The following is a 23,981-nucleotide window of genomic DNA, read 5'->3' on the forward strand; positions in this document are numbered from 1 at the left end:
CCGGAAGACACCCATGGAAGAGCGATGTAAGCCGAATTCCCTGACCCGCCGCGGTTTCCTGACCGCGGCCGTCGGTGGTGCCGCGTTGCTGGGCGCCGCTCCCCTGCTCACGGCGTGCGGCGGGAGCGGCGTCGCGGCCGCGGCGCCCACCGGCCCGCCACGACGCGGCGGCACCCTGCGCGTCGGCGTCACCGGCGGCGGCGCGTCCGACACCATCGACCCGCACATCCCGGCGACCAACCCGGACATCGCCCGGGTGATCAACCTCTACGAGCCGCTGCTGATCCGCGACCACGAATACCGGCTGCAGCCGGTGGTGGCGCAGTCGCTGACCTCCTCGCCCGACGCGCGGACGTGGACCGCGGTGCTGCGCGAGGGCGTCAAGTTCCACGACGGCCGCCCGGTCACCCCCGCGGACGTGGTGGCCACGTTCAAGCGGATCACCGACCCCAAGGACCCGAAGAGCGGCGCCGCCGGGCTGACCATGCTCGGCGAGGTGGTCCCGTCCGGGGACCACTCCGTGGAGTTCCGGCTCACCGAGCCGAACGCCGGGTTCGACGACCTGCTCGGCCAGTACTCGCTCGGCATCGTGCCGGCCGACTTCGACCTCAAGCGGCCGATCGGCACCGGCCCGTTCCGGATGGGCCAGTTCACCGCCGGGCTGCAGAGCACCTTCGTGCGCAACGAGCACTACTGGCGGCCCGGCCAGCCCTACGCCGACCAGCTGGTGCTGATCAACTTCGCCGAGGACGACGCCCGGATCAACGCGCTGCTGTCCTCGCAGGTGGACGCGATCGACCAGGTCCCGGTGGCGCTGGTCGACGTGCTGCGCAGCGATCCCCGGATGCGGGTCCTCACCTCCGACACCGGCACCTGGCTGCCGTTCACCATGCGGGTGGACCGGCCGCCGTTCGACGACGTGCGGGTGCGCCAGGCGCTGCGGCTGGTGGTGGACCGCGAGCAGATGATCAACCAGGTGCTCAGCGGCCAGGGCCGGGTGGGCAACGACCTCTACGCGCCGTTCGACCCCGCGTACGCGAAAGACCTGCCGCAGCGCAAGCAGGACATCGACGAGGCGAAACGGCTACTGGCCGCGGCCGGGAAGCCGGACCTCGACGTCGAGCTGGTCACCGCGCCGATCCAGGCGGGCGCGGTCGAGGCGGCGCAGGTGTTCCAGCAGCAGGCGAAGGCGGCCGGGGTGACCGTCCGCATCCGCAAGCTCGACACCACCACGTTCTACGGCGAGAACTACCTGTCCTGGGACTTCGCGCAGGACTTCTGGTACACCCGCAACTACCTGCCTCAGGTCGCGAGCGGCTCGCTGCCGAAGGCGCCGTACAACGAAACCCATTGGAGCGACCCGGAGTTCACCGACCTGGTCACGCGCGCCAGCTCCACTGTGGACGCCAAGGCCCGGGGCGAGCTGCTGCACCGGGCCCAGCGGATCGAGTACGACCGGGGCGGGCTGATCGTCTGGGGCTTCGTCGACCAGGTGGACGCCCACCAGGCCTACGTCGCCGGGCTGGTGCCCGACCGGACCGGGATCTCGCTTTCGGGCTACCAGTTCCGCGAGGCCTGGCTCGGCACAGCGCCCGCCGACCCGGGAAAGGGAGGTGCGGCATGACCCGATTGATCGTCAAACGCCTGCTCGTGAGCCTCGCCGTGTTGTGGCTGGTGACGCTGCTGGTGTTCGTCGCGACACTGCTGCTGCCGGGCGACCCGGCGCGCGCCATCCTCGGCCAGCAGGCGACACCGGAGCGGATCGCCGCGCTGCAGCACCAGCTGCACCTCGACGAGCCGGTCTGGCAGCGCTACCTGGACTGGCTGGGCGGGCTGTTCACCGGCGACCTCGGCACGTCGACCTCCACCCAGGGCCCGGTGACGGCGCTGCTGGCCGACCGCGTCTCGGCGTCACTGGTCCTGCTGGTGCTCGCCGCGGTGATCGCCACGCCGCTCGGCCTCGCGTTCGGCACCTGGAGCGCGCTGCGCCGCGGCCGGGCCACCGACCAGGCCATTTCGGGGATCAGCCTGGTGATCGCCGCGCTGCCGGAGTTCGTGATCGGCCTGGCGCTGATCGTGCTGTTCGCGACCACGGTGTTCAAGGTCCTGCCGTCGGTCACGCTCACCCCGCCCGGCGAGGCGGTGTGGCGGCAGCCGAGCCAGCTCGTGCTGCCCGTGGTCACCCTGGTGCTGGTCGTGATGCCGTACATCACGCGGATGATGCGCGGGACGATGAACGAGGTCCTCGACTCCGGCTACGTCGAAATGGCCCGGCTCAAGGGCCTGCGCGAGCGGACGGTGCTGGTGCGCCACGCGTTGCCGCACGCGGTGGGGCCGGTCGCGCAGGTGGTCGCGCTGCAGCTGGCGTGGCTCGCCGGCGGGGTGGTCGTGGTCGAATTCCTGTTCCGCTACCCGGGAATCGGCCAGGCACTGATCGACGCGGTGGGCAAGCGCGACGTCGCCGTGGTCCAGGCCATCACGCTGATCATCGCCGCGGTGTACATCGTGGTGAACCTGATCGCCGACGTCGTCGGCATCCTCGCGGATCCCAAGCTGCGGACGGAGAGTGTCCGATGACCGCCGTGGAAACTGTGCCGTCGGTATCCGAAGAAGCCCCGGTGAAGCGCGCCGGGCTGTGGCGCACCGCTTGGGCGTTCCCGCAAACCAAGGTCGGCACGGTGCTGGCCGGCGTCGTCGTGCTGGTGGCGCTGCTCGGACCGTGGCTCGGGCCGGTGCTGACCGGCTACGGCACCACGGACTTCGCGGGCAAGCCGTTCAAGCCGGACGGGATCGCGGGCACCGACGGCCTCGGCCGCGACGTGCTCACCCGGTTCCTCTCCGGTGGCACCACCCTGCTGCTGTACGCGGTGCTCGCCACCGTCCTCGGGATCGTGCTGGGCGCGTTGATCGGCATGATCGCGGGTTACGGCGGCGGCTGGCTCGACAGCATCCTGATGCGCGGCAACGATGTCCTGCTGTCCTTCCCCCAGCTGGTCATCGCACTGCTCGCGATCGCGGTGATCGGGCCGAAGGGCTGGCTGCTGGTGCTGGTGATCGGGCTGACGCACGCGCCCCGCACCGCGCGGGTCGCCCGTCAGGCCACGGTCGCGGTGCGGGGCAGCGACTACATCCGGGCGGCCGAGATGTACGCGGTGCCGCGCGGGCAGATCCTGCTGCGCGAGATCCTGCCGAACATCACCGGCCCGCTGATGGTGGAGGTCGGGCTGCGGCTGACGTTCTCCATCGGCTACATCGCCTCGCTGTCGTTCCTGGGCCTCGGCATCCAGCCGCCCACGGCCGACTGGGGCCTGATGATCAACGAGAACCGGATCGCGCTGGTCGTGCAGCCGTGGGGCGTGCTGCTGCCGGTGGCCGCGATCGCGCTGCTCGCCGTCGGCACCAACCTCGTCGCCGACTCGCTCGCCTCGGCCGCGGCCGGGCGCACCCGGGAGGCCCGCTCATGACCGGATCCACTGCCGGACCCGCCCTGGAAGTGACCGGGCTGGCGGTGCGGACCGCCGCCGGCCGCGCGGTACTCGGCAGCGTCTCGTACGCGATCGCGCCCGGGGAAGTGCTCGCGCTGGTGGGCGAGTCCGGCTCCGGCAAGACCACCGCCGGGCTGGCCGCCCTCGGGCACTTCCGGCGCGGCCTGGCCTCCGCGGGCGGGACGGTGACCGTGCGCCCGCGCGACGGCGAGCCCGTCGACATCCTCGCCCTCGACGCCGCCGGGCGCCGGAAGCTGCGCGGCAACGTGATCGCCTACATCCCGCAGGACCCCGCGCTGTCGCTGAACCCGGCGTTGCGGATCGGCCTGCAGATCGCGGAAGTCCTCGAGACGCACGGTTATCCGGGCCCGGTCGAGGACCGCGTCGCCGAGGTGCTGGCCGAAGTCGGGCTGCCCGCGGACGAGGACTACCGGCGCCGGTACCCGCACCAGCTCTCCGGCGGGCAGCAGCAGCGCGTGGGCATCGCGATGGCGTTCGCCTGCCGGCCGAGCGTGGTCGTGCTCGACGAGCCCACGACCGGCCTCGACGTGATGACGCAGGCGCTGGTGCTCGAGACCGTGCGCTCGCTGACGGCCGAGCACCGCGTCGCGGCGCTGTACATCACGCACGACCTGGCCGTGGTCGCGGAGCTGGCCGACCGGGTCGCGGTGATGTACCAGGGCGACGTGGTCGAGACCGGGCCCGCGGACCAGGTCCTGCGACGGCCCGCGCACGCCTACACCCGGCGGCTGCTGGCCGCCGTGCCCGACCTCGCCGCGGAGGCGGGCGCCGCTCCCCCGCCGTCGGACGCGGTGCTGGCGGCGCGCGGGATCCACGTCTCCTTCGGCGACCTTCAGGTGCTGCGCGGGGTCGACGTCTCGGTGACGCGGGGCGAATGCGTGATGCTGCTGGGCGAGTCCGGGTCCGGCAAGACCACGCTGTCGCAGTGCATCGCCGGGCTCGCGCGGGAGTACACCGGCACCGTCGCGCTGGAGGGCACGTCGCTCGCGTCCGCCACCCGGCAGCGCAGCAACGACGAACGGCGGCGGATCCAGTACGTGTTCCAGAGCCCGTTTTCCTCGCTCAACCCGCGCAAGACGGTCGCGCAGTCCATCGAGGTTCCGTTGGTACGGCTCACTTCGCTGTCCCGGGCCCAGCGGCGGGACCGCGTCGCCGAGATGCTGGACCGGGTCCGGCTCGGGCGCGAGCTGGCGAACCGGCTGCCCGACCAGCTCTCGGGCGGGGAGCGGCAGCGGGCCGCGATCGCCCGCGCGCTCGTCACCACGCCGGACGTGCTGGTGTGCGACGAGGTGACCTCCGCGCTGGACGTCTCGGTGCAGGCCACGATCGTCGAGCTGCTCGGCGAACTGAGGCGGGAGCTGGGCATGGCGATGCTGTTCGTGACGCACAACATCGCGCTGGCACCCGAGGTCGCCGACCGGGTGGCCGTTCTGCGCGGCGGGGAGATCGTCGAGGAGGGTACGGTCGATGACGTGCTGAAGTCCCCTTCGCATTCCTACACCCGTGAGCTGCTGGCGAATACACCGCGCTTATGACGGTCCACGGTGAGGTGCGGCCGGGTTTCGAGGCCGTCCAGGACGCGTTCGCGGACATCGTCGCGGCTTCGTCGGGCGGTGTGGCGTTCAGCGTCGTGCGCCGGGGCGAGCCGCTCGTCGAGCTGTGGGGCGGGTCGGCGTCGCCCGGGGTGCCGTGGACGCGGGACACCCGGGTCGTGGTTTTCAGCGGTACCAAGGGAATCGTGGCGACGGTGGTCGCCGTGCTCACCGCGCACGGGCTGCTGGGCCCGGGTGAGCGCGTCGCCCGGTACTGGCCGGAGTTCGCGGCGGCCGGGAAGGCGGACGTCCCGGTCTCGCAGGTGCTGGCACACTCCGTCGGCCTGCCGTACGTCGAACCGGACCTGCCGATGGCGGACAACGCGGCGAACGCCGCCGCCCTCGCCGCCCAACGTCCACTGTGGACGCCGGGGACGAAGGTGGCCTACCACGCGCTGACCTACGGCTACCTCGTCACGGAGCTGGTGCACCGCGTCACCGGCCAGCGCGTGGGCGAGCTGGTGCAGGAGCTCCTGGCCGCACCGCACGACCTCGACCTGCGGCTGGGCACGCCGCCGACGGTCCCCGTCGCGACTCTCCAACGCGCGCCCGGCTACCGGATCAGCACGTTCCTGCAGGACCCCGAGCGGCGGCGGATCGTCGAGCGGATGTACCGCGGCCTGCTCGACTCCACCGACACGATGAACTCCCCCGCCTACCGCGGCGCCGAACTCGCGGCCGGCGGCGCCGTCGCCACGGCGGGCGCGATGGCACGCCTGTACGACCTGGTGCTGACCGGCGCCCTGCTGCCCGCCGCCGTGCTGGCGCAGGCCACGCGCACCTGGTCCGAGGGCATCGACGCGATCAACGACCGCCCCCTGCGCTTCGGCCTGGGCTACGAACTGGCCGACCCGATCGGCACCTACGGCCCACCCACCGCCGACCCGGCCGCCTTCGGCCACTCCGGCGCCGGCGGCGGCCGCCACGGAGCGTGGCCGTCCCGTGGGGTGGGCTTTTCGTTCGCCACCAACGAACTGCAGGCCGAAGACGTGGACATGCGGGCGTCTTCGCTGCTGGCTGCGCTGGACGGGGCGTTGAGAACACAAGAGCGTAACGGAAAGTAACAAAACACCCGGGCTGCCGACTGATCACTCGACCCGTTCGAAAGGATCACCGTGACCAGTCAACAGCCCTATCCGCCCGTGGCGCCGTACCCCGCCGCGGCCCCGCGCAACGGCCTCGGCACCGCCGGGTTCGTGACCGGCCTCATCGGCTTGGTCTTCTCGCCCATCCCGTTCATCGGCGTGATCGCGTGGCCGCTGGTGATCGTCGGGCTCAGCCTGTCGATCATCGGCTTCGCCCGCGCCAACCACGGAGGGGCGACGAACAAGGGCCTCGCACTGGCCGGGATCATCGTGTCGGCGCTGGGCCTGGTCGTGTGCATCATCTGGGTGGCCGCGTTCGGCAAGGCCGTCTCCGACAGTGCGAACTCACTGCCCGCCGCCCCGCCGGCGGTGTCGCTCGGGACGCCCGCCGCCGCAGCGCCGGACAAGGCCGCGGCCTCCGACAAGCACACCGTCGTCTACAAGGTCACCGGAACCGGCAAGGCGAGCACCATCAGCTACACGAACGACGGCGGGACCTCCACCAGCAGCGAATCGAACGCGAACCTGCCGTGGCAGAAGAGCATCGAACTGCCCGACGGGCCGGCCTTCCAGCTCGTCAGCATCATCGCCCAGGGTAGCGGCTCCGGCTCGATCCACGTGAGCATCGAGGTCGACGGCAAGGTACTCAAGCAGTCCGACGCCAGCGGCTACGGCCTGGCCACCGCCGACGCCGACATCGGCTCCCTCGGCGACTGATTCGGTGCGGTTTTTGTCTTTGCCGGTGCGGTCTGCCCGACACGCGAGCCACACCGTATAGGGCGTTATACAGAAGACTCGGCCGGTCTACCGTGGACCCATGCGGATCGTTTCGCTCCTCCCGGCCGCGACCGACCTGGTCGCGGAGCTGGGCCGGCTCGATGACCTGGTCGGGCGCACGCACGAGTGCGACTGGCCGCCGGGCGTCGAAGCGGTCCCCGTGGTCACCTCGGCCGACCTGGACGACGCGGTGCTCTCCAGCCGTGAGATCTCGGACGCCGTGGGTGGGTCGGCGCACCGCGGCTCGTCCCTCTATTCCGTGGACACCGCGCGGCTCGCTGGGCTGGCCCCCGACCTGGTCCTCACCCAAGACCTCTGCGAGGTCTGCGCCGTCTCCTACACCCGCGTCGCCGAGGCGGTGCGAATGCTCGACGCCGGGCCGCGGGTGCTGAGCCTCGAACCGCGGCGGCTGGGCGAAGTGCTCGGCTGCGTCACGACTCTCGGCGACGCACTGGGCGTTCCCGCACTGGCCCGCGAACGGGTGCGGGCCCTGTCGGCGCGGTTGGACGCCGTTCGCGCGCGCGTCGCCGGGCGGGCGCGGCCGCGGGTGGTGGCGCTGGAGTGGCTCGACCCGCTGTGGCCCGCCGGGCATTGGGTGCCCGAGCAGATCACCGCGGCCGGCGGCACTCCCCTGCTGGCCGAGGCGGGTGAGCACACCCGGCCGATGGCGTGGGACGCCGTGGTCGCCGCCCGCCCGGACGTCCTTCTGCTACTGCCGTGCGGTTTCACCCCGGACCGCACCGCCGCCGAACTGCCCCTGCTGACCGGGCTGCCGGGCTGGGACCGGCTGGCCGCCGAGGTCTGGCTGCTGGACGGCCCGGCCTACTTCAACCGCCCGGGCCCGCGGGTGGTGCGCGGTGCGGAAATCCTCGCGTCGGTCCTGCACGGCATCGAGGCCGATCCCCCGGTGACCGCCGCGGAGGCCCGGCGGATCCGAGGACTTCTACCGCGCCACCGGTAGCGGCCGGCCGACGATGCCCACGGCCCCACCGGGGAACGCCGTCGTGTGGACCGCGGCCAGGTCGAACGCGGTCATCCCGGAGAAGAGCGCGAGCCCGGAGCCGAGCACGACCGGATGGACCAGCAGCCGGTACTCGTCGACCAGGCCGAGCCCGACCAGGCTTCGGGCGAAAGAGGCGCCGCCGTGGGCGAGCAGGTCCTGGCCCGGTTCCGCTTTGAGCGCGGCGATTTCCGCGGCGAGGTCGGTGCCGAGTACCCGAGTGGCTGCCCATCCGTCGGCCGGCGACACCACCGGCAGCCCGGCCTCGCGCCGCGCGTCGGTCGCGTTGCGCAGTGCCGTTGTCGTTTCGTGCTCAAGGTCGCCGGATCGCGAGAAGACGATCTTCGGGATGGTGTTCATCGGAGCGGCCAGCGGCTCGGTGGACGTGGGCCAGTAGCCGAGCATGTCGGCGTAGGTGCGGCGGCCGACCAGGTGCGCCCCGGCCTGCCGCAGCGTCTGCCCGATCCAGGCCGTGGCCTCGGAATCGAGGGTGCGCATGAGCCAGTCGATCCGCCCGTCAGGCCCGGCGACATACCCGTCGAGGCTCATCGACATCTTCAGCACCAGTCGTCTCACGTGACGGCTCCTTCCTCGGCCAGCATCGACAACCGGCGCAGGCTGCCGCTCCAGCCGTCGCTCATGCCGGCGAGGTTCTCCCGTGCTTCCGGTTCAGCAGGGCGACGGTGAACACCAGCTGCGCGGGAGGGTCGATCAGCTGCACGGCGCCGACGTTGAGGTACTCGTCTCCGTCCGGCGACCGCAGCAGGATGCCCAGGCGGCCACCGGGCCGCGGGTCGATCGCGCACTCCGGGTTGGTGAAGCCGTGCGGCCCCCACCACTGCGCGAGATGACGCGATTCGGTCCACAGCCGCCACACCAGGCTCCGTTCGACCCTCACAGTCCGGGTGAAGACGACCTCGCGCGGCGTGAGGAGCGCGTCCTCAATCCTCGGTGTGGGCGGCATCGGCGGCTTCCTCCCGTTTCACGGTCTGCGCATAGGCGTCGAGCCGGTCCAGGCTCTGCTCCCAGAACCGGCGGTAGCGTTCAAGCCACTCCGACAGCTCCCCCATGGGCTCGGCCGCGAGGGCGCAGGGCCGCCACTGCGCATCCCGGCTCCTCGTCACCAGCCCGGCTTTCTCGAGCGTGCGGATGTGCATCGACACCGCCGGCAGCGACAGGGCGAACGGCTCCGCCAGCTCGGTGACCGACTTCGGCCCGGCGGTCAGCCGGTCGAGAATCTCGCGGCGCACCGGATGCGCGAGCGCCCCGAGAGTGCGGTCCAGGGTCTCCATCGTCGTCCCCTCGTCGTCTGTATTTAAGACTTACCTTAAATACGCGGCAGCGGCAAGGTGCCGTGATCAACGCGTGGAAAAGAGCGGCGAAGCTCAGGCCGTGACGATCTCGGCGAAGTCGTGGATCAGGCGGGAGCGGCGGGACGCCATCCAGGCCAGGCTGACCTGGTTCGGCGGGAGGTCGGAGACGGGCACGCAGGTCACGTCCGGCCGGGTGTAGTACTCCGAAGTGGACAGTGGCACGATCGCGATGCCCCGCCCGGCGGCGACGTGCTCCAGTTTCTCCTCGATGCTGTGGTAGCCGTGGGCCCGGGGCCGGCCGCCGGAGCTCAGCTCGACGGCGATGTCGCGCCACTCCGGCACCGCGTCGGGATCGTTGAGCAGGTGCTCGGCGGCGAGGTCGGTGATGCTCACGGATTCCTTGCCCGCCAGGCGATGCGCGTCCGGCAGCACCGCGACGCGCGGCTCTTCGAACATCGGCCGCACGGACAGGCCGCGCGGCTCGACCGGCAGCCGGACCAGGCTGACGTCCGCGCGGCCGTCGTGCAGCACCTCGGTCTGGTCGTCCCAGGTGGTCCGGACCAGCTCGATGGTCAGCCCGGGATGGCGGGCGGTCAGCGCCCGCACGGCGTCGGTGACGGTCAGCCCGGGCATGAAGCCGATGGTGAAGCTCGCCGAGCCGCGCGCCGCCCTGGTCACGCGCCGCTTCAGCGCATCTGCCGACGCCAGCAGCGGACGGCTGTCCTCCAGCAGCTGGCGCCCGGCGGCAGTCAGCTCGGTCGAGCGACGGTCACGGACGAACAGCTGCGCGTGCAGCTCCTCCTCCAGCGCCCGCACCTGCCGTGACAGCACCGGCTGCGCGATGTGCAGCCGCTCCGCCGCCCGGCCGAAGTGCAATTCCTCGGCCACGGCGACGAAATACCGGACCTTCCGCAGGTCGACGTCCACCGGCGGGCCTCCCGTCCCTGTTCAGGCCCCCAGGGTAGGCCAGTTGCCCCGGCCGCGACGGGCGCTGTCGCCCGGGCGCGCCGAACGCGGGCCGGGGCGCGCCCGGGCGCGGTCACGGGCGACGACCGGCGTTCAGCCGGCGAAACGGCCCACCGCCACGATCGCCGCCAGCACCAGCAGCACCACGTTGACCGGCACGGCCTTCGGCTCCTTGCGCCGCACGTGCACGACGATCGCGCCCGCCGCGACGATCGCCAGGCCGACGGCCGCGATCGGCGTCAGCACCGGTGCGATGTCCAGCGCCCGCGGCAGGATCAGCCCGAGCGCGCCGAGCACCTCGGCCAGCGCGATGAGCTTCACGGCGCCGCCCGGGAAGTCCTGCACCCAGCCCAGGTTCGGGTTCTCCAGCAGCTTCTCCCGTGGCGTCACCAGCTTCATGCCCCCGGCGCCGAGGTAGACCGCGGCGGTGATGCCCGCGAGAACCCACAACACGATGTTCATGCCGCCTCCTGAACCGGTCCGCCCCCAAGGTAGTTGAACGTTATACCGATCGGGGGCGGACCGTCGAGGCATGGCGGCTCAGTGCGGCGTGACCGTGACCGACTCGTGCGGGCGCAGCTTGATCTTCCGACGCCAGCTCCCCGCGCGCAGCTCCGTCTCGGTGCCGCCGACGCTGCGCACGGTCGCTCTGGTGACCTTGCCGCCACGCCACTCCAGGTCCACTTCGAACCCGCCCCGCGCGCCGATCCCGGTCACCCGCCCGGAGTCCGCCCAGGCCGACGGCAACGCCGGCAGGAACTCGATCACACCGGGGCGCGAGTACAGCAGCATCTCCAGCATCGCGGTCGGCGCGCCGAGGTTGGCGTCGATCTGGAAGATCGTGTAGCTGCCCTGGCTGTACATGTCGAAGAAGTTCGCCGCCGTGCCGTTGCCGTTGTTGACCGAAGGCCGCAGCACGGTGAGCAGCAGCTGGTACGCCCGGTCCGCGTCCTTCAGCCGCGCCCAGCAGGACGACCGCCAGGCGCAGCCCCAGCCGAAGCTGTCCATGCCGCGCGCGATGAGCAGGTTGCGAACCCCGTCCAGCAGCTCGGGCGGCGCGGTGTCGGTGGTGATCCGGTCGCCGGGGAAGAACCCGATCAACGGCGACAGGTGCCGGTGCGCCGTCTCGCCGAGGTTGTCCGGCGAGAGCCACTCCTGCAGCCAGCCGGTGACCGGGCTGACCGCCGGCAGGTGCAGCCGCGCCTGCAGGCCGGAGATCGTCCTGCCGTACGCGCGGTCGCGGCCGAGCAGCTCGGTCGCCTCCCGGTAGTGGCCGAACAGGTTGTGGACGATCTCCTGCGAGTAGGTGTTGCCCTTCGCGTCCTGCGGGCCGTGCTCGGGCGACCAGTCGGCGTCGTCGACCAGGACCACCTTGCCGTCCACGGTCATCTCGATCAGCCGCGACTCCCAGAACTCGCACGCGCCCTTCAGCAGCGGGTAGATCCGGGCGAGGTAGTCCCGGTCCTGGGTGAACGCGTAGTGGTCCCACAGGTTGTTGCACAGCCAGGCGTTGCCGCCCGGGTGCCACCACCAGCCGGAGCCGCCGTAGATGTTGGTGGAGAACGCCACCGCCCAGCCGGCGATCTTGCCGCTGGAGTTGCGGAATCGGTTCCGCGGGTCGTTGAACAGCCGCTGCGTGGTGTCGCTCCAGGACGGTAGCTGCGCCAGGCAGTAATCGGCCAGCGCAGCGAACGACGAGGACAGCCCGGCGCGGTCGGGCAGCCAGTAGTTCATCTGGATGTTGATGTCGGTGTGGTAGTCGCTCATCCAGTCCGGCGTGTTGTTGTTCAGCCACAGGCCCTGGAGGCTGATCGGCAGGCTGTCGCGCGAGCCGGTGATCACCAGGTAGCGGCCGAACTGCAGGTAGCTGGCCTCCAGCTCGGGGTCGGGGGTGCCGGGGTCGTTGTGCCGCGCGGTCAGGCGCGACCACGAGTCCAGCGCGCGCTGGCTGTCCCGCGACCGTCCGAGGTCCACGGTCATCCGGTCGTAGAGCCGGCGGTAGTCCCGGACGTGCGTGGCCAGCAGCGCGGTGCCGGACGCGGCGGCCGAGGCCTTGGCCTTGCCGGTGGCCACTGTGGACGGATCCGCCCCCGCGTCGAGGTAGTCCCGCGCGGCGTCGGGCACGTAGTTCGTGCCGCCGCAGACCACGATCACCACTTCGGCGCAGCCGGTGAAGGTGACCTCGGTGCCGTTCACCGCGACCCGGCCGCCCCGGCTCGCGGCGGTGACGACGCTGGCGTACTTCAGCCCATTGTCGAACTTGCCGCCGAGGGAGACGACTCCGTCGCCTGCCGTCGCCGTCTCGCCGCGGGTCCCCTCCAGCGTCACCGAGCCGGTGTAGGACCCGCCGCCCTGCTGGCTCAGCCGGATCACCACCACGTCGTCGGGGTGGCTCGCGTAGACCTCGCGCCGGTACTTCGCGCTCCCGACGCCGTAGGTCGCGGTGACCAGGCCGTTGCTCAGGTCCAGGGCGCGGCGGTAGCCGGACACCCCGGTGTGCCCGGGAATCTTCAGCCGCACCTTTGCCAGCAGGCCGAAGGTGCCGAACTGGACGCGCTCGTAGGGGAACTGGCCGTCCGAGTCCAGCTCGTCGTTCAGCGTGCCGGTCCAGACCGACGCGTCGGTGAGGTAGACGAAGTCCGCCGCGGGGTCACCGCCGACCAGGCCACCGATCCGACCATTCCCGATCGGGAGGCCCTGCTCGATGACGTGCTCCTCCGCCGCGGGCGCGGGGTGCCAGAGGGTGGTCGCGGCGGGCTCGCCGACCAGGTCGGCGGTCGCCGGGCGAGCGGGCGCGGCTTGCGCGGTGAACGGGCGAAACCCGCTCAGCGCAAGGCCGGCGCCGACCGCGCCGCCGAGCTTGAGGAAGGTGCGCCGGCTGGGGGGAAGAGGGAGATTCGACATGACGGGTCCGTTCGGCGTTGAAGGCGGAAACCGGTCGCAGTGCGAGGGTGCAGCGCGGCAAACATATGATGTCTGGCCGAACCCGGTCAAGAATCTTCCGCATCAACCTCCGCGCCGGCGCCGTTTGCCCAGCGCAGGGGGCGGCGATCAGATCACACCTCGCAGGGGAAGCCACGCCGACGATCCGGTGTTGCCATGGGGCAGGACCGGCACGCGAAGGGGCACGTCGCAGATGGCTTTCCACTCTCCCGAAGACCGGCCGGCCGAGTTCCGCCGCAGCCGGCTCGCCGTGGACCTGCCGATGGCCGGGCTGGTCATCGCCGCGCTGGCGCACTGGATCCGGGGCGCGCCGGCGGATGCGCTGATCTTCTTCGCCGCCGCCGTGCTGCTGCTGTTCACCGAGCGGCACGGACCCGCCGAAGGGGCGCTGCCGGACGCGCCGACGCGGCTGCCCGGCCCGAGCCTGGTCGTGGCCGTCGCGCTGGTGGCGCTGGTGTTCGGCCGCGAGACCGTGCCGATGCTCCTGACCGTCTCGGCGATCGGGCTCGGCGCGCTGGTCCTGGAGTGGCGGGAGCCGTCCGTGCCGGCGACGGACCCGGCGCCGAAGCGCGGCTGGGTCTGGGTCGCGGTGGCCGTCGGCTGGTGCGTCTGGGAGCTGGTTTCGTTCGTCTACGAGCAGGCCGCCGGCGGCCTTTCGCTCACCCACCCCACGATGAGCGACCTGGTCGACCCGATGCTGGACAACCGCGTCGTGCAGGCGCTGGCGCTCGGCGTCTGGGTGGCCGCCGGCCTGGCCATGCTGCGGGCCGCGGCGGCGAGGAGGCGGGCGTGAACAGCAGGCTGGTCACCGAGATCGGGTTCGGCGTGATCGTGTTCGCCGCGGTCGCCCTGTGGGGCGCGAGCCACCTGTTCCCGAAGAAGATCCCGCCGCTGACCACCGTGCTGGCCGCGCTGATGCGCAAGCGCTCGACGCGGATCGCGCTCGTGCTCGCGTGGTGGTGGGTCGGCTGGCACTTCTTCGTGCAGAGCTGACGAGCGGCGGTCCGGCCCTGCCCCGAGCCGGACCGCCGCTCGTCACGGTTCAGCAGTTGCTGGGCGCGGGCTTGCCGTCCAGCCGGTCGTGCAGGTAGGCCAGCGCGCCGGGCGCGCCCTGCACCGCGACCGTCACGTGGTCGCCGACCGGGATCCGGTTGTACTGCACCGGAACCCCTTGGGCGCAATAGGTTTCCACGAGCTTGTCCACCGGCGGCGTGAGCGCCAGCTCGTCGAAGATGCCCTGGTAGAAGTAGATCGGCGAGCCGGGCTTGAAGCGGCCCATGGTGTTCTCGGCGATCACCTGCCGCACCGCGGGCACGTCGAGCAGCTGCGGCACCGTCGTGTAGTCGCTCATCTTGCGGAACGCCTGGCTCACGCTGAACTGGTTGATGCACTGCTTCCCGGTGTCGGCCCAGGCCTGCTTGCCGGCCGCGTTCAGCAACTGGTCGGTGTTGATCTCCGGATACGCGCGGCTGAGCCCGACCGCGGCGCCGATGTAGATCCCCGAAAGCGGCCCGCCATCGATGCGCCGCGCGACGTAACCGAGGTCCGCGGGCACCCCGCCCGCCGCGACGCCGGCGAACTTCAGCTCCGGCGCGTAAGACGGCTGGATCTCGTTGGCCCACTCACTCGCGAGCGCGCCGCCCGAGTAGCCGATCAGCCCGGTCGGCGTGGCCGGGCCCGCGAGCCCGGCCGGGCCGAACGACTGGGCCGCGCGGATGCCGTCGAGCACCCCGTGGGCGGTGGTGACCGAGGCCGTCCACTCCGAATCCGGCCCCTCGTAATCGGCCGTGACCACGGTGTACCCGGCGGCCACCAGCGGCAGCATCAGGGCCAGCTCCTCGGCCGGGAGTGGTGCCGGTGGCCAGCGCGTACGACGGCGCGCAGTCGGTGCTGAGCCCGTCCTGCGCGGTCTGGTACGACACGAGCTTCCGGCCGCCGGACGGCGCGGGCCCGGCCGGCTGCAGGATCGTGGCGACGTCCGCGATCGGGTGGCCGCGGGTGTCGTCGGAGCGGTACTTCACCTGCCAGGCCTGGACGGGCACGGGCAGGGCGAGCGCGCGGACGGTGACCGGGCGCGAGTCGAGCACGGCGCCCGGCGGGGCGTCCGGGAACGGCGCGGGCTGGGCGTAGAACGGGTCGTCCGAGGGCTTCGGCGGCAGCGCCGCGGCGGCCCCGGGCGGCGCGGCGGCGGTCAGGGCCGTGGCGGTGAGCGCCACGGCGGCGAGGGTGCTGGCGAGCGCGGAGAGCTTTCGGCGGATGTCGACGCTGACAGTGGGCACGGGACCTCCTACTCGATACCGACCGGTATCGAGTAGGAGGCTTACCAGATGACCTGGATCACAGTCAATGAAAAACCTCCAGGTGAGGGGGTTGTAGCGTGGCAGCCATGGCTGCCTCCCCTGCCCCACGCCGCCGCCCGACGCGGGCCGAGACCCGCCGGCGGATCATCGACGCCGCCACCGAGGTGTTCGCCCGCCAGGGCATCGCGGCGACCTCGCTGAACGAGATCGCCGCCGCGGCCGGGCTGACCAAGGGCGCCGTCTACTCGAACTTCGCCGGCCGCGACGACCTCGTGCTGACGATCATGGAGGAGCACATCGTCGAGCGGATGCACTCGGCCACCACGGTGTTCGGCGACCTGGCCGACCTCGACGAAGCCACCACCGAAGCCGGCGCGCGGCTGGCGAGCGGCATCGACACCGACGCGACGTGGCACCGGCTCCTGCTGGAGTACTGGGGCATCGCGATGCGGAACCCGACCGTCCACAGCGGACTCGCGCGGCGCCGCGCCCAGCTGCGCGAGGCCGTCACCGGGGCGATCGCCAAGGCCGCGGCGCAGCACGGCCTCGACCTGCCGCTGCCGCCGGAGCAGCTGGCCGTGGTGGTGCTCGCGCTGTCCAACGGGCTGGCCGTGGAACGCGGGGTCGAGGCCGCCGCCGTGCCGGACACGCTGTTCAGCGACGTGCTGAAACTCCTGGTGACCCCGCGAGGTCAGCGGTAGCGCAGCGAAGCCGGATCCGCCCGCTCCGCCAAGTACTGCGCGAACGTGATCACCCCGTCCGCGTGGTCCGGCGCGAGGTTCCCGCCCGCGGCGTACGCACCGAAAAGCTTGCCCGGCAAGCGAAACGGCACCACGCGGCGGCTGCGCCCCGACGCGGCGAGCAAGCGGCGCGCGAGGTCCGCGGCCGGGCGCACCTCGGGCCCGCCGAAGTCCGGCGCCCGCCCCGCGGGCTCGCCGAGGGCCAGCTCGGCCAGCCGCCCGGCGACGTCGCGGACGTCCACCGGCTGGAACCGCCACGAAGGCACCGCGAGCACCGGCAGCCGCGCCGCGCCCGCCAGGATCGTCCGGACCAGCGAGTGGAACTGCGTCGCGCGCAGGATCGTGTACGGCAGCCCGGAACCCGCGATCAGCTCCTCGGCCGCCAGCTTCGCCCGGTAGTACCCCATCGGCACCCGGTCGACGCCGACGATCGAGACGTACACCAGGTGCGGCAGCATGCCGGTCCACCGCGCGGCCTCCACCAGCGTGCGCACGGCCTCGACCTCGCGCCGGTAGTCGGTGGCACAGTGGACGATCACGTCGGCGCCGGCGAGGGCGGTGTTGATCCCACGCCCGGTCCGCAGGTCGCCGACCACCCAGTCCACGCCGCCGCCACTCGGGTCCTTCGCGCCGCCGCGACCGCCGCCGTTTCGATCCGCGGCGTTCGAGGTGTGCCGGCGACGGCTCAACGCGCGCACGCGTTCCCCCGCCAGCCGCTCCAAGACCACCCGGCCGAGCTGACCGGTCGCCCCGGTCACCAGGATCCGTTCCGGCACTCCGGCCACCTTCCCGACTCCACCGCCCGCCCCGGGCGGCTCCACCCGGCCATCCTGGCACGGCTACGGCGCCCCCGGCAGCGCTCAACGGGGCCTGCCGGCCCGGAACCAGGCGATCCACCAACCGGTCGCCACCAGGACCAGCGCCGCGACCGTCAGCCAGTCATACCACCTCGGTCCCGGGAGCAGGAGCAGGGCAAACCCCACCGCCACGATCGTCGCCGTGACGGCGAGCCAGAAACTCGCTCTCCGTGGCACCCCCTGCTGGGGCTCGGACCCCTGCCAGTGAGCCATCCCGCCACCTTTGCCCCCTGCGGCCCGGAAAACAACCCCGGGCAGGACGGGGCCCGCCGGAACGAATCCGGCGGGCCCCGTCATCGGGAGAACCCGGGCTAGTTGCGGTTGATCGTGAAGGTGCTGGTCGTGTTCTTGATGTCCTGGTAGTTGCCGCTCATGGTCAGGTTGGTGAAGGTCACCGAGCCGACGGCCGGGCCCTGGCCCGCCTCCGGCAGCTCGTTGGCCCACAGCCCGAAGCCGGACTTCGCGTCATACGCGTCCCCGCTGCGCTGGGCGCCCGTGATGCTGATGTTCGTCAGCTGGGTGTCCTGGAACGTGTTCTGCGCCTGCCCGCCGACGTAGTTCGTCTGGAACATGATGCCGCTGTAGGTCGGGCCGGAGATGTCCACATCGGACACCCGGATGCCGCGGAACTCCTTCGACGCCGAGAACATCCAGATCCCGGGGAACGTCTGCGCGCCCCAGAAGTGGCCGCCGGCCCGGACGATCGACGCGTTCTGCACCGTCGTCGGTTGTGGGCCGAAGCCGAGGAACGGGTAGCCGAAGTCGAGCGACGAGATGGTGACGCCGGAGTACGCCAGCGTGTCGGCGATGTAGAGGTTGCGGAAGGTGTTGTTGTAACCCCCGTACACCGCCAGGCCCGCCGCGCGCCACGGGAGCAGCGCGGTGAGGTTCTCGAACACGTTGTCGTACTGGTTGCCCGGGTTGTTGTCGGTGGCGGCGAACAGCGCGAAGCTGTCGTCACCGGTGGAACGCGCCTCCACATTGGTCACGTGGTTGCCGGTGCTGCCGTTGGTGAGGTTGATCCCGTCCGCGAAAGTGTCGCGGACGCGGGAGTTCTGGATGGTCGTGCCGTCCACATTGGTGCCCCACAGCATGCACACCTGGTGCTCCACCCAGATGTCGTCGATGGTCAGGTTCGAGACGTTGGACAGGTCGAACACCTTGCCGGGGCCGTCGATCCGCGAGGTGTAGTTGCCGAACACCGCGAAGCCGGAGAACGTGGTCCCGTTCGCCGTCGCGTCCGCGCGGAACCCGATGTCGGTGTTCTCCTGGCCCGATGGCGCGAGGAAACGGGTGAACCACGGCCCGGCGCCGATCACCTTGAGCGCCTTGCCGTACACCTGGACCTTGCCCGACATCTGGTAGTCGCCCGCCGGCAGGTAGACGCCGGTGAGCGTGCTGTCCTGACGGGCCTTGTCCAGCGCGTTCTGCACGTCCTGCTGGGTGAAGCCGGCCGGCACCGCGTAGTGCGCCGGGTCCGGGTTCGCCTGCGCGGCCGCCTGCTCCAGGTTGATGAAGTCGATCGCGTAGTCGGTGGTGTTGGCCGCGTCCTTCTGCAGTTTGATCTTGCTGCCCGCCGGGACGGTGGTGCCGAGCAGCATGCTCGCCTCGTCGTAGATGTGCCGCGGGCTGGCCGCTCCGGGCGAGTTGCCCGGCCCGGTTTCCGCGCCGTAGAGCCACGCGTAGTGCGAGGTGAGGTCGATCGCCTTGAGGAAGGTGCCGTTGACGTAGACGTCCAGCGAGGAGCTGATCCCGCCGCCGCCCGCGGAGTCCGGGATGGAGAACCGCGTGACGAGGGTGTTCGTCGCCGCCCGCGTGGTGAACTCGACCGAGCTGCCGGTCGAGTTCAGCGTGACGGCCTTGCGGCCCGAAGCCTCGCCCGCGAGGTCGCCGATCGTCCGGTTCGGCCCGATCACCTGCGCGCCGCCCGCGACCACGCCGTCTTCCGCCTCGTAGGAGTCGTACGGCAGGTTCGCGCCGCGGCCCACGAACAGCGACTGGGTCACGGTGTTGTTGGCCTGCTTGACCGGCAGCTCGTTGGCGTCCACGGCCACCACCGTCTTCACGGTGTACTTGCCGTCGCCCGCCGTCCAGGTGCCGAGGTTCACCGCGCCGGCCGACCCGCCGGCCGCGATCGCGCCGGAGTACGAGCCGGTGAGCGTCTTGACCACCGCGCCGCTGGTCGCGTCCGAGACGGTCACGGTGATCCCGTGCGCGCCGCCCGCCGAAGCGACCGAACCGTTGTTCTTCAGCGAAGTGGAGAAGGTGACGGCGTTGCCCGCGGACGGGTTGTTCGGCGTCCAGCCGGTGGCCGGCACCAGGTCGGAGCTCTGCACGGGGGTGACGACCAGCGGGTCCGGCGCCGTGAAGCTGTTGTTGCCCTCGTTCTGCTCGATGACCTTGTTGTCCTCGTCCACCTTCGCGGTGAGCTGGTAGCTGCCCGCGTCACGGGTGCCGATGCCCGCCGAAACGGTGGTGGACGCGCCCGCGGCGAGCGCGCCGACCTGTGCGGTGCCGACCTTGGTGGTGCCCAGGTACAGGTTCACGTCGGTGGCCCCGGAGGCCAGCGTCCCGGCGTTGCGCACCGTCGCGGAGACGGTCACCGGGTCGGACTCGACCGGCGCGGACGGCGTCCAGGCCAGGTTCGTGACGGTCAGGTCCGGGTTCGGCGCGGGCACGCCGAAGACCTGGAACTCCGCGGCCTGGCCGCCGCCGGCGCCGGTGTTCGCGGTGAAGCGCAGGCGGACGTCGGCGACCCGGCCGCTGAGCGGGATGGTCACCGTGTTGCCGGTGGACGGGCTGAACGCGTAGCTCGCCGACGCCACCAGCGTGGTGAAGGCCGAAGACGCCTGCTCGCGGCCCTCGACCGCGAACGTCTGGCTCCGGTCGCCCCACGAGCCGTCCGGGTTGAGCTTCACCACGACCTGGTTCACGTCGGCGTTCGAGCCGAGCGCGACGGTCAGCAGGTTCGGGAAGGTCCCGCCGCCGCCCTCCCAGTAGGTGGCCAGGTTGTTGTCGTTCGCGTTCGCCGCGACGAAGGCGAGCTCGGTGGACGAAGCCGTGATCGGCTTGCCCAGCGCGAGGTTCGTGCCGGCCTGGCTGCCGGCGCGGGTCACGGTCGCGCTGTTGCCGGACTGGTTGCCCGCCGCGTCCTTGGCCCGCACGAAGTATGCCACCGTGGTGCCGTCGGGCTGGCTGTCGGTGTAGGTCAGCACGTTGCCGGCCACGCTGCTTCGCAGGACGTTGTTCGCGTAGACGTCATAGCCGGTCACGCCGACGTTGTCGGTCGCCGCGGTCCAGGTCAGGCGGATCTGCCCGGTGGCCGGCTGGGTGAAGGCGAGGTTTCCGGGCGCGGACGGCGCCTGCGTGTCACCCGTCGCCGGGCCGTGCACCTCGAACTCCGAGAGCTGCGCGGCGGGCCAGCCGGTGTTGGCCGTGACGTTCAGCCGCACGTAACGGGTGGTCGTCGCGGAGAAGTCGATCGTCGCGGTGTTGCCGGACGCGGGGTCGAAGCGGTAGCCCGCCGAAGCGACGAGCGTGCTGAACGACGAGCCGTCCGTGCTGCCCTGGACCGAGAGCGTCTCGGTGCGGGCGTCCCAGCCGGACGGCAGTTTCAGGACCACCCGGCTGGTGCTGACCGCCGAGCCGAGATCGGCCTGGACCCATTGCGGGAACGCGTTGTTCTCGCTCTCCCAGTAGCTGGCCTGGTTGCCGTCGGCGGCGTTCGCCACCGGGTAGTCGCCCAGTGAGCTGGACGCGGTGTAGGTCGCCGCGGCGGCCGGGCCGACGGCCGAGGGATGGGCGTCCACTTCGGACAGTTGCCCGACCGGCGCGCCGGTGTTGCCGGTGACGTCCACTCGCACGTACCGCGTCATGGTCGGGGCGAAGTGCACGTCGACGGTGTTCTTCGCGGCCGGGTCGAAGGTGTAGCCGGCCGAGTTCTCGATCGTGGAGAACTGCTCGCCGTCGAGGCTGCCGAGCAGGGTGAGGGTCTGCTTCCGCGCCGCCCAGCTCGCGGGCAGCTTCAGGGTGACGCCGTCGATGCTGCTCGCGTGGCCCAGGTCGAGCTGGGCCCACTGCGGCAGGGCGGCGCTCTGCCAGACGGTGTCCTGATCACCGTCGTTCAGCGCCGCCGCCGACGACGTGGAGCTGCTGGCGGTGGCCGCGGGGGCGGCCGAGCCGGTGGCGGGGACGAGCACGGCGGCGCTCGCGAAGAGGAGGGACAGGGTGGCGAACGTCGCCGCGCGCGGCAACAGTCGCTTCGGTCTCATGAGCGTTCCTCAAGGTCCGTGGGGAGGGGAGGGAGACGGGGTCCGCGGCCGGGCGCGGAAGCGAGGGGAACACGAGGCAGGAGAGCCAGGCGCGGGCGGCGCGCGCGCAGCGGGGACTGTCTTCACCGGGCACCTCTCCGTCGAGGGGGCGAGATCTTCCTCGGTGCTGCTGCTGATTCTCAGTCAACTGTCGTCTTCTTGCGTAGATTAGTTCAAGAGTTACAGCTCGGCCGAGCCCAAGTCAACGGTTCGCGGCGCACGAAAAGGACACGCCGCGCGACCGAGGGGGCGCGCGGCGTGTTGTGGTGATCGAGAAGGGGCGCTACCGCACCGCGCCGAGGCGGACGGTGCGGGTCGAGCCCGGCTTGAGGGGCTCGCCGCAGTGGGCGCAGGACGTGGCCAGCTTCAGCTCTTCACCGCAGTCGTGCCCGTACACGGTGGGCGGAGGGCCCTGGTGGACGTACTTGTCACCCCACTGCATCAGGCCGATCAGGATCGGCTGCAGCGCGCGGGCGGCCTCGGTCGGCAGGTACTCGAACCGCGGCGGATGGTCCTCGTACTGGCGCTTCTCCAGCACGCCGGCGTCGACGAGCTTGCGCAGCCGGGCGGCGAGGATGTCCCGGCTGGCGCCGGTGTTCTCGGCGATCTGGTTGAACCGCCGCTCCCCCAGCATGACCTCCCGCAGCGCGACCAGGCTCCACCGTTCGCCGACCACCTCGAGCGCCTCCGCGATCGAGCACTCGCGTCCGCGCGCCGCCATCCGGGCCACCTCCGTACACTAAAGATTGAAAACCCAACCTAGCATGTCACCGCCCGATCATGACGGAAGCGGTGATCATCGGCGCGGATCGACCACGTGATCAGCGGCGCGTACGACGTGGTGGTCGCGTCCGGCGTCGAGTCGATGAGCCGGTGCCGATGGGCAGCGGCACCACGCCGGAGGTTCTGGCCGGGGGCTCAAGCCGGCCTTCCGCGCGGACCACTGGGAACAGCGCTTCCCGCAGCTCGGCTGGCGGGTGACGGCGGGCAACTCGTCACCGATCAACCACGGCTCCGCCGCCGTGCTGATCACCAGCAGCGACACGGCGAAGAAACTCGGCCTCAAGCCCCGCGCCCGGCTGCACACCTTCGCCGTGGCCGGCCACCCGCAAGGTGCTCGACCGGGCCGGGCTGAAGCTGCCCGACATCGACGCCTTCGAGGTCGACGAGGCGTTCGGCGGCCTCGCCAACGCGACCATCATCGAACGGCTCCGACAGCCGGCATTTCAGCTCCGCCGGCTCAGGGCTCCTCGGCTTCCAGGCCGTCGCGATCGGCCCATTCCAGCAGGGTTTCCAGGGAGTAGGCCGTTTCGTCGATGCCCGCGTGCAGGTCGCCCAGTTCGGCGAAGCGCGCGGGCACCGTCGCGATGGTGCACTCGCGCGGCTCGACGTCGTCGACCTCGTCCCAGCGGATCGGGGTGGAGACGGTCGCCTCGGGCACGCCGCGGACCGAGTACGCGCTGGCGATCGTGTGGTCGCGGGCGTTCTGGTTGTAGTCCACGAACAGCTTCTTCGGGTCGCGGTCCTTGCGCCACCAGGTCGTGGTCACCTCCTCAGGCGCGCGCCGCTCCACCTCGCGCGCGAACGCCAGCGCCGCGCGGCGCACGTCGCCGAAGCCCCACCGCGGCTCGATCCGCACGTAGATGTGCAGCCCGCTGCCGCCGGAGGTCTTGGGCCAGCCGACGGCGCCGAGGTCGTCGAGCACCTCGTGCGCCACGTGCGCGACCCGGCGGACCGTGTCGAAACCGCACTCCGGCATCGGGTCGAGGTCGATCCGCCACTCGTCCGGCTTCTCCGTGTCGGCCCGGCGCGAGTTCCACGGGTGGAACTCCACAGTGGACATCTGCACCGCCCACGCCACGTGGGCCAGCTCCGTCACGCACAGCTCGTCGGCGTGCCGGCCGTACCGCGGGAAGTGCACCCGCACGGTCTCCAGCCACGGCGGCGCCCCGTTCGGCACCCGCTTCTGGTGCACCTTCTGCCCCGCGACGCCGGACGGGAACCGGTGCAGCATGCACGGCCGCTCGCGCAGCGCGCGGACGATCCCGTCACCCACGGCGAGGTAGTACCGCACGAGGTCGAGCTTCGTCTCGCCGCGCGCGGCGAAGTACACCCGGTCCGGGCTCGAGAGGCGCACCGTCCGGTCCCCGACCGCCAGCTCCACCGCCGCGTCTTTGGCCATGCTGCTGACGGTAGCCGCTGGTGCGCCCGCCCGCGATCAGGCGCGGACCAGCCGTCCCCCGCGGCCGGCGAGTACCCGTGCCCGGGCCGCAGATCCGCGCCCAGCTCCCCTGGAGCCGGTGGGAGCGGGACCACCCGCCCCTGATCGGCGAAGGTGTCGACCATCGTGCACTCACAGAAGTACGCCAGCGTCCCGATTTCCGGCGGCGCGGCCACCACCCGCGCGGGCGATCCGGGCCCACGACCAGCCGACCGCGATCCTGGTCAGCGTGCCCCGAGCGCGAAGGATGACGTTCAGCGGGAAGTCGGCCGTCTCGGCGCCGACCAAGCCCCCGTGGAAGTGCTCCGCGAGGCTCAGGGCGTAGCCGAGCGTGACGTGGGAAGTTCCCCGCCTCCGCGACCGGGGTCATC

At 71.6% G+C, this 23,981-nt stretch carries 22 protein-coding genes and 1 pseudogene; 12 read left to right on the top strand and 11 right to left on the bottom strand.

Annotated features, from left to right (window positions below):
- Window positions 1-13: 13 nt before the first annotated feature.
- The 7 genes from BMY97_RS06520 (at window position 14) to BMY97_RS06550 (ending at window position 7,921) form a co-directional block, all read left to right on the top strand.
- Window positions 14-1,624: an ABC transporter substrate-binding protein gene (locus BMY97_RS06520; protein WP_091613935.1), complete on the top strand. Its 1,611-nt coding sequence runs from the start codon at window positions 14-16 to the stop codon at window positions 1,622-1,624.
- A complete protein-coding gene (locus BMY97_RS06525; protein ID WP_091613937.1) occupies window positions 1,621-2,577 on the top strand; it encodes an ABC transporter permease in 957 nt (318 codons plus the stop codon). Before BMY97_RS06520 ends, BMY97_RS06525 begins: the two co-directional genes overlap by 4 nt.
- Window positions 2,574-3,464: an ABC transporter permease gene (locus BMY97_RS06530; protein ID WP_091613939.1), complete on the top strand. Its 891-nt coding sequence runs from the start codon at window positions 2,574-2,576 to the stop codon at window positions 3,462-3,464. The genes BMY97_RS06525 and BMY97_RS06530 overlap by 4 nt, the downstream gene beginning before the upstream one ends.
- The gene (locus BMY97_RS06535) at window positions 3,461-5,041 is read left to right on the top strand and encodes an ABC transporter ATP-binding protein (RefSeq protein WP_091613942.1); all 1,581 of its coding nucleotides are present in this window, start codon (window positions 3,461-3,463) and stop codon (window positions 5,039-5,041) included. Before BMY97_RS06530 ends, BMY97_RS06535 begins: the two co-directional genes overlap by 4 nt.
- Window positions 5,038-6,162 carry a serine hydrolase domain-containing protein gene (locus BMY97_RS06540; protein WP_091613945.1) on the top strand — a complete coding sequence of 375 codons (1,125 nt, stop codon included), beginning with the start codon at window positions 5,038-5,040 and terminating at the stop codon, window positions 6,160-6,162. The genes BMY97_RS06535 and BMY97_RS06540 overlap by 4 nt, the downstream gene beginning before the upstream one ends.
- A 51-nt stretch (window positions 6,163-6,213) precedes the next feature.
- A complete protein-coding gene (locus BMY97_RS06545; RefSeq protein ID WP_091613947.1) occupies window positions 6,214-6,900 on the top strand; it encodes a DUF4190 domain-containing protein in 687 nt (228 codons plus the stop codon).
- Window positions 6,901-7,000: 100 nt separating this feature from the next.
- Window positions 7,001-7,921 carry a cobalamin-binding protein gene (locus BMY97_RS06550; protein WP_091613950.1) on the top strand — a complete coding sequence of 307 codons (921 nt, stop codon included), beginning with the start codon at window positions 7,001-7,003 and terminating at the stop codon, window positions 7,919-7,921.
- On the opposite strand, the gene BMY97_RS06555 is transcribed toward BMY97_RS06550, so the two are convergent.
- The 6 genes from BMY97_RS06555 to BMY97_RS06580 all read right to left on the bottom strand — a co-directional run bounded on the left by BMY97_RS06555 (window position 7,904) and on the right by BMY97_RS06580 (window position 13,143).
- A complete protein-coding gene (locus tag BMY97_RS06555) occupies window positions 7,904-8,536 on the bottom strand; it encodes a dihydrofolate reductase family protein (protein ID WP_091613953.1) in 633 nt (210 codons plus the stop codon). The two genes, BMY97_RS06550 and BMY97_RS06555, sit on opposite strands and share 18 nt — an antisense overlap.
- Before the next feature lie 61 nt (window positions 8,537-8,597).
- A complete protein-coding gene (locus BMY97_RS06560; protein ID WP_091613956.1) occupies window positions 8,598-8,924 on the bottom strand; it encodes an SRPBCC domain-containing protein in 327 nt (108 codons plus the stop codon).
- Entirely contained in the window at window positions 8,902-9,252 is a 351-nt protein-coding gene (locus tag BMY97_RS06565; protein ID WP_091613959.1) for an ArsR/SmtB family transcription factor, read from the bottom strand. Before BMY97_RS06565 ends, BMY97_RS06560 begins: the two co-directional genes overlap by 23 nt.
- A 93-nt stretch (window positions 9,253-9,345) precedes the next feature.
- A complete protein-coding gene (locus BMY97_RS06570) occupies window positions 9,346-10,200 on the bottom strand; it encodes a LysR family transcriptional regulator (RefSeq protein WP_091613961.1) in 855 nt (284 codons plus the stop codon).
- Window positions 10,201-10,332: 132 nt separating this feature from the next.
- Window positions 10,333-10,701, bottom strand: coding sequence for a DoxX family protein (locus BMY97_RS06575; RefSeq protein ID WP_091613963.1), 369 nt, complete (start codon window positions 10,699-10,701; stop codon window positions 10,333-10,335).
- 78 nt (window positions 10,702-10,779) lie between these two features.
- The gene (locus tag BMY97_RS06580) at window positions 10,780-13,143 is read right to left on the bottom strand and encodes a glycosyl hydrolase family 95 catalytic domain-containing protein (RefSeq protein WP_091613966.1); all 2,364 of its coding nucleotides are present in this window, start codon (window positions 13,141-13,143) and stop codon (window positions 10,780-10,782) included.
- A 232-nt stretch (window positions 13,144-13,375) separates the two neighbouring features.
- Between BMY97_RS06580 and BMY97_RS06585 the strand changes: the two genes are divergently transcribed.
- Together BMY97_RS06585 and BMY97_RS06590 are read left to right on the top strand one after the other, a co-directional pair.
- Window positions 13,376-13,975, top strand: a complete 600-nt coding sequence (locus tag BMY97_RS06585; RefSeq protein WP_091613968.1) for a hypothetical protein — start codon at window positions 13,376-13,378, stop codon at window positions 13,973-13,975.
- The gene (locus BMY97_RS06590) at window positions 13,972-14,175 is read left to right on the top strand and encodes a DUF6186 family protein (RefSeq protein ID WP_091613970.1); all 204 of its coding nucleotides are present in this window, start codon (window positions 13,972-13,974) and stop codon (window positions 14,173-14,175) included. Before BMY97_RS06585 ends, BMY97_RS06590 begins: the two co-directional genes overlap by 4 nt.
- 49 nt (window positions 14,176-14,224) lie before the next feature.
- Here the strand turns inward: BMY97_RS06590 and BMY97_RS06595 are convergent, their stop codons facing one another.
- The gene (locus tag BMY97_RS06595; protein WP_091613973.1) at window positions 14,225-15,007 is read right to left on the bottom strand and encodes a lipase family protein; all 783 of its coding nucleotides are present in this window, start codon (window positions 15,005-15,007) and stop codon (window positions 14,225-14,227) included.
- 32 nt (window positions 15,008-15,039) lie between these two features.
- Here BMY97_RS06595 and BMY97_RS06600 point away from each other — a divergent pair, with 32 nt between their 5' ends.
- Window positions 15,040-15,312 carry a hypothetical protein gene (locus tag BMY97_RS06600; protein ID WP_143086137.1) on the top strand — a complete coding sequence of 91 codons (273 nt, stop codon included), beginning with the start codon at window positions 15,040-15,042 and terminating at the stop codon, window positions 15,310-15,312.
- A gap of 256 nt (window positions 15,313-15,568) precedes the next feature.
- Window positions 15,569-16,183: a TetR/AcrR family transcriptional regulator gene (locus BMY97_RS06605; RefSeq protein WP_091613979.1), complete on the top strand. Its 615-nt coding sequence runs from the start codon at window positions 15,569-15,571 to the stop codon at window positions 16,181-16,183.
- Here BMY97_RS06605 and BMY97_RS06610 read toward each other — a convergent pair.
- The 3 genes from BMY97_RS06610 to BMY97_RS06625 all read right to left on the bottom strand — a co-directional run bounded on the left by BMY97_RS06610 (window position 16,174) and on the right by BMY97_RS06625 (window position 22,110).
- Complete coding sequence (locus tag BMY97_RS06610) at window positions 16,174-16,998, bottom strand: SDR family oxidoreductase (RefSeq protein ID WP_091614627.1); 825 nt, start codon at window positions 16,996-16,998, stop codon at window positions 16,174-16,176. The genes BMY97_RS06605 and BMY97_RS06610 overlap by 10 nt on opposite strands.
- A gap of 392 nt (window positions 16,999-17,390) precedes the next feature.
- Window positions 17,391-21,350 (bottom strand): discoidin domain-containing protein, encoded by a 3,960-nt coding sequence (locus tag BMY97_RS06620; RefSeq protein ID WP_091613984.1) that lies wholly within the window; start codon window positions 21,348-21,350, stop codon window positions 17,391-17,393.
- A gap of 322 nt (window positions 21,351-21,672) precedes the next feature.
- Entirely contained in the window at window positions 21,673-22,110 is a 438-nt protein-coding gene (locus BMY97_RS06625) for a winged helix-turn-helix transcriptional regulator (RefSeq protein WP_091613987.1), read from the bottom strand.
- A 167-nt stretch (window positions 22,111-22,277) separates the two neighbouring features.
- Here BMY97_RS06625 and BMY97_RS06630 point away from each other — a divergent pair.
- Window positions 22,278-22,583, top strand: a pseudogene (locus BMY97_RS06630) (steroid 3-ketoacyl-CoA thiolase); the annotation flags it as partial.
- 46 nt (window positions 22,584-22,629) lie between these two features.
- Here BMY97_RS06630 and ligD read toward each other — a convergent pair.
- On the bottom strand, window positions 22,630-23,571 hold the full coding sequence (gene ligD / locus BMY97_RS06635; protein ID WP_091613990.1) for a non-homologous end-joining DNA ligase: 942 nt from the start codon (window positions 23,569-23,571) through the stop codon (window positions 22,630-22,632).
- Window positions 23,572-23,981: the final 410 nt, after the last annotated feature.

It is taken from the genome of Amycolatopsis saalfeldensis, assembly GCF_900110575.1.
GTDB classification, from domain to species: Bacteria; Actinomycetota; Actinomycetes; order Mycobacteriales; family Pseudonocardiaceae; genus Amycolatopsis; species Amycolatopsis saalfeldensis.